The 7,815-nt window shown below is 52.6% G+C and carries 6 protein-coding genes and 5 pseudogenes; 9 read left to right on the forward strand and 2 right to left on the reverse strand.

What is annotated here, in order from left to right:
* Positions 1-75, forward strand: a pseudogene (locus tag FTU72_RS15690) (IS6 family transposase); the annotation flags it as partial.
* A 53-nt stretch (positions 76-128) separates the two neighbouring features.
* Here the strand turns inward: FTU72_RS15690 and intI1 are convergent.
* Positions 129-665: pseudogene (gene intI1 / locus FTU72_RS15695) on the reverse strand (class 1 integron integrase IntI1); the annotation flags it as partial.
* 155 nt (positions 666-820) lie between these two features.
* Here intI1 and dfrA16 point away from each other — a divergent pair.
* From dfrA16 to FTU72_RS15735, 8 genes and pseudogenes are all read left to right on the forward strand, one after another.
* Positions 821-1,294, forward strand: coding sequence for a trimethoprim-resistant dihydrofolate reductase DfrA16 (dfrA16, locus tag FTU72_RS15700; protein ID WP_032490158.1), 474 nt, complete (start codon positions 821-823; stop codon positions 1,292-1,294).
* A gap of 164 nt (positions 1,295-1,458) precedes the next feature.
* Complete coding sequence (locus FTU72_RS15705) at positions 1,459-2,325, forward strand: PSE family carbenicillin-hydrolyzing class A beta-lactamase CARB-2 (RefSeq protein WP_001931474.1); 867 nt, start codon at positions 1,459-1,461, stop codon at positions 2,323-2,325.
* A 117-nt stretch (positions 2,326-2,442) separates the two neighbouring features.
* Positions 2,443-3,281, forward strand: a pseudogene (locus FTU72_RS15710) (AadA family aminoglycoside 3''-O-nucleotidyltransferase).
* A gap of 214 nt (positions 3,282-3,495) precedes the next feature.
* Positions 3,496-4,755: a chloramphenicol efflux MFS transporter CmlA6 gene (locus tag FTU72_RS15715; protein ID WP_001256773.1), complete on the forward strand. Its 1,260-nt coding sequence runs from the start codon at positions 3,496-3,498 to the stop codon at positions 4,753-4,755.
* Positions 4,756-4,847: 92 nt separating this feature from the next.
* Positions 4,848-5,686 (forward strand): annotated as a pseudogene (gene aadA1 / locus FTU72_RS15720) (ANT(3'')-Ia family aminoglycoside nucleotidyltransferase AadA1).
* Between the two features lie 116 nt (positions 5,687-5,802).
* Entirely contained in the window at positions 5,803-6,150 is a 348-nt protein-coding gene (locus FTU72_RS15725) for a quaternary ammonium compound efflux SMR transporter QacE delta 1 (protein WP_000679427.1), read from the forward strand.
* Positions 6,144-6,983, forward strand: a complete 840-nt coding sequence (sul1, locus tag FTU72_RS15730; protein WP_000259031.1) for a sulfonamide-resistant dihydropteroate synthase Sul1 — start codon at positions 6,144-6,146, stop codon at positions 6,981-6,983. Before FTU72_RS15725 ends, sul1 begins: the two co-directional genes overlap by 7 nt.
* A 127-nt stretch (positions 6,984-7,110) precedes the next feature.
* Positions 7,111-7,611, forward strand: a complete 501-nt coding sequence (locus FTU72_RS15735) for a GNAT family N-acetyltransferase (RefSeq protein WP_000376623.1) — start codon at positions 7,111-7,113, stop codon at positions 7,609-7,611.
* A 129-nt stretch (positions 7,612-7,740) separates the two neighbouring features.
* Here FTU72_RS15735 and FTU72_RS15740 read toward each other — a convergent pair.
* Positions 7,741-7,815: pseudogene (locus FTU72_RS15740) on the reverse strand (IS6 family transposase); the annotation flags it as partial.

Consider the following 7,815-nt stretch of genomic DNA (forward strand, 5'->3'; position numbering starts at 1 on the left):
GGCCAGGCCTCAGCATTTTATTATGGTGATCCCCTGGGCGAAATGCGCCTGGTAAGCAGAGTTTTTGAAATGTAAGGCCTTTGAATAAGACAAAAGGCTGCCTCATCGCTAACTTTGCAACAGTGCCACATCAAGGCCCGATCCTTGGAGCCCTTGCCCTCCCGCACGATGATCGTGCCGTGATCGAAATCCAGATCCTTGACCCGCAGTTGCAAACCCTCACTGATCCGCATGCCCGTTCCATACAGAAGCTGGGCGAACAAACGATGCTCGCCTTCCAGAAAACCGAGGATGCGAACCACTTCATCCGGGGTCAGCACCACCGGCAAGCGCCGCGACGGCCGAGGTCTTCCGATCTCCTGAAGCCAGGGCAGATCCGTGCACAGCACCTTGCCGTAGAAGAACAGCAAGGCCGCCAATGCCTGACGATGCGTGGAGACCGAAACCTTGCGCTCGTTCGCCAGCCAGGACAGAAATGCCTCGACTTCGCTGCTGCCCAAGGTTGCCGGGTGACGCACACCGTGGAAACGGATGAAGGCACGAACCCAGTGGACATAAGCCTGTTCGGTTGGTAAGCTGTAATGCAAGTAGCGTATGCGCTCACGCAACTGGTCCAGAACCTTGACCGAACGCAGCGGTGGTAACGGCGCAGTGGCGGTTTTCATGGCTTGTTATGACTGTTTTTTTGTACAGTCTATGCCTCGGGCATCCAAGCAGCAAGCGCGTTACGCCGTGGGTCGATGTTTGATGTTATGGAGCAGCAACGATGTTACGCAGCAGGGCAGTCGCCCTAAAACAAAGTTAACTCGAGGGAGAAATCGTGAAGTTATCACTAATGGCTGCCAAGTCGAAGAACGGTATTATCGGTAATGGACCAGATATTCCATGGAGCGCCAAAGGCGAGCAACTTCTATTTAAGGCAATTACATATAATCAATGGCTTTTAGTTGGACGCAAAACTTTTGAGTCAATGGGCGCTCTCCCAAATCGAAAGTATGCAGTTGTAACTCGCTCTAATTTTTCTACGAATGATGAGGGTGTAATGGTTTTCTCCTCAATTCAGGATGCCTTAATAAATTTAGAGGAAATCACGGATCATGTTATCGTTTCTGGTGGTGGTGAAATATACAAAAGCTTGATTTCCAAAGTAGATACTTTGCATATTTCAACAGTCGACATCGAGCGAGATGGAGACATAGTTTTTCCTGAAATCCCAGATACATTCAAGTTGGTATTTGAGCAAGATTTCGAGTCTAACATTAACTATTGTTATCAAATCTGGCAAAAGAGTTAACAAGCGCCTGCAATCTGACCTCCGGTTACTGTCACCTTTTTTTGCGGTGGAGCTGCAAAAAAGGCGCCATTAACCTCCGGCAGTTGAGGCGGGCGTTAGCCATATTATGGAGCCTCATGCTTTTATATAAAATGTGTGACAATCAAAATTATGGGGTTACTTACATGAAGTTTTTATTGGCATTTTCGCTTTTAATACCATCCGTGGTTTTTGCAAGTAGTTCAAAGTTTCAGCAAGTTGAACAAGACGTTAAGGCAATTGAAGTTTCTCTTTCTGCTCGTATAGGTGTTTCCGTTCTTGATACTCAAAATGGAGAATATTGGGATTACAATGGCAATCAGCGCTTCCCGTTAACAAGTACTTTTAAAACAATAGCTTGCGCTAAATTACTATATGATGCTGAGCAAGGAAAAGTTAATCCCAATAGTACAGTCGAGATTAAGAAAGCAGATCTTGTGACCTATTCCCCTGTAATAGAAAAGCAAGTAGGGCAGGCAATCACACTCGATGATGCGTGCTTCGCAACTATGACTACAAGTGATAATACTGCGGCAAATATCATCCTAAGTGCTGTAGGTGGCCCCAAAGGCGTTACTGATTTTTTAAGACAAATTGGGGACAAAGAGACTCGTCTAGACCGTATTGAGCCTGATTTAAATGAAGGTAAGCTCGGTGATTTGAGGGATACGACAACTCCTAAGGCAATAGCCAGTACTTTGAATAAATTTTTATTTGGTTCCGCGCTATCTGAAATGAACCAGAAAAAATTAGAGTCTTGGATGGTGAACAATCAAGTCACTGGTAATTTACTACGTTCAGTATTGCCGGCGGGATGGAACATTGCGGATCGCTCAGGTGCTGGCGGATTTGGTGCTCGGAGTATTACAGCAGTTGTGTGGAGTGAGCATCAAGCCCCAATTATTGTGAGCATCTATCTAGCTCAAACACAGGCTTCAATGGCAGAGCGAAATGATGCGATTGTTAAAATTGGTCATTCAATTTTTGACGTTTATACATCACAGTCGCGCTGATAAGGCTAACAAGGCCATCAAGTTGACGGCTTTTCCGTCGCTTGTTTTGTGGTTTAACGCTACGCTACCACAAAACAATCAACTCCAAAGCCGCAACTTATGGCGGCGTTAGACATCATGAGGGTAGCGGTGACCATCGAAATTTCGAACCAACTATCAGAGGTGCTAAGCGTCATTGAGCGCCATCTGGAATCAACATTGCTGGCCGTGCATTTGTACGGCTCCGCAGTGGATGGCGGCCTGAAGCCATACAGCGATATTGATTTGTTGGTTACTGTGGCCGTAAAGCTTGATGAAACGACGCGGCGAGCATTGCTCAATGACCTTATGGAGGCTTCGGCTTTCCCTGGCGAGAGCGAGACGCTCCGCGCTATAGAAGTCACCCTTGTCGTGCATGACGACATCATCCCGTGGCGTTATCCGGCTAAGCGCGAGCTGCAATTTGGAGAATGGCAGCGCAATGACATTCTTGCGGGTATCTTCGAGCCAGCCATGATCGACATTGATCTAGCTATCCTGCTTACAAAAGCAAGAGAACATAGCGTTGCCTTGGTAGGTCCGGCAGCGGAGGAATTCTTTGACCCGGTTCCTGAACAGGATCTATTCGAGGCGCTGAGGGAAACCTTGAAGCTATGGAACTCGCAGCCCGACTGGGCCGGCGATGAGCGAAATGTAGTGCTTACGTTGTCCCGCATTTGGTACAGCGCAATAACCGGCAAAATCGCGCCGAAGGATGTCGCTGCCGACTGGGCAATAAAACGCCTACCTGCCCAGTATCAGCCCGTCTTACTTGAAGCTAAGCAAGCTTATCTGGGACAAAAAGAAGATCACTTGGCCTCACGCGCAGATCACTTGGAAGAATTTATTCGCTTTGTGAAAGGCGAGATCATCAAGTCAGTTGGTAAATGATGTCTAACAATTCGTTCAAGCCGACCGCGCTACGCGCGGCGGCTTAACTCCGGCGTTGGGCGCACAATAAGGCTCCTTGCAGAGTTGCTTGAAAGTTGTTACGATTCAAATTTAATCATGAGATAGTCAGCAGATGAGCACTTCCAAGAACGCAGACAAGTAAGCCGCAGCAACCTTCATTTTTCGGTTGTTGCGGCGTTCTCATGAATCCTTTTGCTCTACGGGAGCGCCGCCAAATCCTTTGTTCAAGGAGATGGTTTCGTGCGCTCAAAAAACTTTAGTTGGCGGTACTCCCTTGCCGCCACGGTGTTGTTGTTATCACCGTTCGATTTATTGGCATCACTCGGCATGGACATGTACTTGCCAGCAGTGCCGTTTATGCCAAACGCGCTTGGTACGACAGCGAGCACAATTCAGCTTACGCTGACAACGTACTTGGTCATGATTGGTGCCGGTCAGCTCTTGTTTGGACCGCTATCGGACCGACTGGGGCGCCGCCCCGTTCTACTGGGAGGTGGCCTCGCCTACGTTGTGGCGTCAATGGGCCTCGCTCTTACGTCATCGGCTGAAGTCTTTCTGGGGCTTCGGATTCTTCAGGCTTGTGGTGCCTCGGCGTGCCTTGTTTCCACATTTGCAACAGTACGTGACATTTACGCAGGTCGCGAGGAAAGTAATGTCATTTACGGCATACTCGGATCCATGCTGGCCATAGTCCCGGCGGTAGGCCCATTGCTCGGAGCGCTCGTCGACATGTGGCTTGGGTGGCGGGCTATCTTTGCGTTTCTAGGTTTGGGCATGATCGCTGCATCTGCAGCAGCGTGGCGATTCTGGCCTGAAACCCGGGTGCAACGAGTTGCGGGCTTGCAATGGTCGCAGCTGCTACTCCCCGTTAAGTGCCTGAACTTCTGGTTGTACACGTTGTGTTACGCCGCTGGAATGGGTAGCTTCTTCGTCTTTTTCTCCATTGCGCCCGGACTAATGATGGGCAGGCAAGGTGTGTCTCAGCTTGGCTTCAGCCTGCTGTTCGCCACAGTGGCAATTGCCATGGTGTTTACGGCTCGTTTTATGGGGCGTGTGATACCCAAGTGGGGCAGCCCAAGTGTCTTGCGAATGGGAATGGGATGCCTGATAGCTGGAGCAGTATTGCTTGCCATCACCGAAATATGGGCTTTGCAGTCCGTGTTAGGCTTTATTGCTCCAATGTGGCTAGTGGGTATTGGTGTCGCCACAGCGGTATCTGTGGCGCCCAATGGCGCTCTTCGAGGATTCGACCATGTTGCTGGAACGGTCACGGCAGTCTACTTCTGCTTGGGCGGTGTACTGCTAGGAAGCATCGGAACGTTGATCATTTCGCTGTTGCCGCGCAACACGGCTTGGCCGGTTGTCGTGTACTGTTTGACCCTTGCAACAGTCGTGCTCGGTCTGTCTTGTGTTTCCCGAGTGAAGGGCTCTCGCGGCCAGGGGGAGCATGATGTGGTCGCGCTACAAAGTGCGGAAAGTACATCAAATCCCAATCGTTGAGAGAATGTGGCAAGCTATCGCCCAACAAATCGCTGCAGCCGACCCAAAACCGCTACGCGGTTTCGGTCGGCTGAGCTCAGGCGTTAAACATCATGAGGGAAGCGGTGATCGCCGAAGTATCGACTCAACTATCAGAGGTAGTTGGCGTCATCGAGCGCCATCTCGAACCGACGTTGCTGGCCGTACATTTGTACGGCTCCGCAGTGGATGGCGGCCTGAAGCCACACAGTGATATTGATTTGCTGGTTACGGTGACCGTAAGGCTTGATGAAACAACGCGGCGAGCTTTGATCAACGACCTTTTGGAAACTTCGGCTTCCCCTGGAGAGAGCGAGATTCTCCGCGCTGTAGAAGTCACCATTGTTGTGCACGACGACATCATTCCGTGGCGTTATCCAGCTAAGCGCGAACTGCAATTTGGAGAATGGCAGCGCAATGACATTCTTGCAGGTATCTTCGAGCCAGCCACGATCGACATTGATCTGGCTATCTTGCTGACAAAAGCAAGAGAACATAGCGTTGCCTTGGTAGGTCCAGCGGCGGAGGAACTCTTTGATCCGGTTCCTGAACAGGATCTATTTGAGGCGCTAAATGAAACCTTAACGCTATGGAACTCGCCGCCCGACTGGGCTGGCGATGAGCGAAATGTAGTGCTTACGTTGTCCCGCATTTGGTACAGCGCAGTAACCGGCAAAATCGCGCCGAAGGATGTCGCTGCCGACTGGGCAATGGAGCGCCTGCCGGCCCAGTATCAGCCCGTCATACTTGAAGCTAGACAGGCTTATCTTGGACAAGAAGAAGATCGCTTGGCCTCCCGCGCAGATCAGTTGGAAGAATTTGTTCACTACGTGAAAGGCGAGATCACCAAGGTAGTCGGCAAATAATGTCTAACAATTCGTTCAAGCCGACGCCGCTTCGCGGCGCGGCTTAACTCAAGCGTTAGATGCACTAAGCACATAATTGCTCACAGCCAAACTATCAGGTCAAGTCTGCTTTTATTATTTTTAAGCGTGCATAATAAGCCCTACACAAATTGGGAGATATATCATGAAAGGCTGGCTTTTTCTTGTTATCGCAATAGTTGGCGAAGTAATCGCAACATCCGCATTAAAATCTAGCGAGGGCTTTACTAAGCTTGCCCCTTCCGCCGTTGTCATAATCGGTTATGGCATCGCATTTTATTTTCTTTCTCTGGTTCTGAAATCCATCCCTGTCGGTGTTGCTTATGCAGTCTGGTCGGGACTCGGCGTCGTCATAATTACAGCCATTGCCTGGTTGCTTCATGGGCAAAAGCTTGATGCGTGGGGCTTTGTAGGTATGGGGCTCATAATTGCTGCCTTTTTGCTCGCCCGATCCCCATCGTGGAAGTCGCTGCGGAGGCCGACGCCATGGTGACGGTGTTCGGCATTCTGAATCTCACCGAGGACTCCTTCTTCGATGAGAGCCGGCGGCTAGACCCCGCCGGCGCTGTCACCGCGGCGATCGAAATGCTGCGAGTCGGATCAGACGTCGTGGATGTCGGACCGGCCGCCAGCCATCCGGACGCGAGGCCTGTATCGCCGGCCGATGAGATCAGACGTATTGCGCCGCTCTTAGACGCCCTGTCCGATCAGATGCACCGTGTTTCAATCGACAGCTTCCAACCGGAAACCCAGCGCTATGCGCTCAAGCGCGGCGTGGGCTACCTGAACGATATCCAAGGATTTCCTGACCCTGCGCTCTATCCCGATATTGCTGAGGCGGACTGCAGGCTGGTGGTTATGCACTCAGCGCAGCGGGATGGCATCGCCACCCGCACCGGTCACCTTCGACCCGAAGACGCGCTCGACGAGATTGTGCGGTTCTTCGAGGCGCGGGTTTCCGCCTTGCGACGGAGCGGGGTCGCTGCCGACCGGCTCATCCTCGATCCGGGGATGGGATTTTTCTTGAGCCCCGCACCGGAAACATCGCTGCACGTGCTGTCGAACCTTCAAAAGCTGAAGTCGGCGTTGGGGCTTCCGCTATTGGTCTCGGTGTCGCGGAAATCCTTCTTGGGCGCCACCGTTGGCCTTCCTGTAAAGGATCTGGGTCCAGCGAGCCTTGCGGCGGAACTTCACGCGATCGGCAATGGCGCTGACTACGTCCGCACCCACGCGCCTGGAGATCTGCGAAGCGCAATCACCTTCTCGGAAACCCTCGCGAAATTTCGCAGTCGCGACGCCAGAGACCGAGGGTTAGATCATGCCTAGCATTCACCTTCCGGCCGCCCGCTAGCGGACCCTGGTCAGGTTCCGCGAAGGTGGGCGCAGACATGCTGGGCTCGTCAGGATCAAACTGCACTATGAGGCGGCGGTTCATACCGCGCCAGGGGAGCGAATGGACAGCGAGGAGCCTCCGAACGTTCGGGTCGCCTGCTCGGGTGATATCGACGAGGTTGTGCGGCTGATGCACGACGCTGCGGCGTGGATGTCCGCCAAGGGAACGCCCGCCTGGGACGTCGCGCGGATCGACCGGACATTCGCGGAGACCTTCGTCCTGAGATCCGAGCTCCTAGTCGCGAGTTGCAGCGACGGCATCGTCGGCTGTTGCACCTTGTCGGCCGAGGATCCCGAGTTCTGGCCCGACGCCCTCAAGGGGGAGGCCGCATATCTGCACAAGCTCGCGGTGCGACGGACACATGCGGGCCGGGGTGTCAGCTCCGCGCTGATCGAGGCTTGCCGCCATGCCGCGCGAACGCAGGGGTGCGCCAAGCTGCGGCTCGACTGCCACCCGAACCTGCGTGGCCTATACGAGCGGCTCGGATTCACCCACGTCGACACTTTCAATCCCGGCTGGGATCCAACCTTCATCGCAGAACGCCTAGAACTCGAAATCTAACGTCCGTTCGGGCATCGAGGTCCATGTCGGGGTGGGACGGGCCCGTGGCTTCAAGATCACTTGCAGTCCGACCGCGAGGCACTGTTGCAAAGTTAGCGATGAGGCAGCCTTTTGTCTTATTCAAAGGCCTTACATTTCAAAAACTCTGCTTACCAGGCGCATTTCGCCCAGGGGATCACCATAATAAAATGCTGAGGCCTGGCC

The sequence above is a fragment of the Acinetobacter sp. YH12137 genome, from assembly GCF_013418535.1.
Taxonomy (GTDB): domain Bacteria; phylum Pseudomonadota; class Gammaproteobacteria; order Pseudomonadales; family Moraxellaceae; genus Acinetobacter.

Excerpts from the sequence above, each read along its gene's own strand:
- sul1 (WP_000259031.1), top strand. The coding sequence starts at position 6,144 with ATGGTGACGGTGTTCGGCATTCTGAATCTCACCGAGGACTCCTTCTTC.
- FTU72_RS15725 (WP_000679427.1), top strand. The coding sequence starts at position 5,803 with ATGAAAGGCTGGCTTTTTCTTGTTATCGCAATAGTTGGCGAAGTAATC.
- FTU72_RS15705 (WP_001931474.1), top strand. The coding sequence starts at position 1,459 with ATGAAGTTTTTATTGGCATTTTCGCTTTTAATACCATCCGTGGTTTTT.
- FTU72_RS15735 (WP_000376623.1), top strand. The coding sequence starts at position 7,111 with ATGGACAGCGAGGAGCCTCCGAACGTTCGGGTCGCCTGCTCGGGTGAT.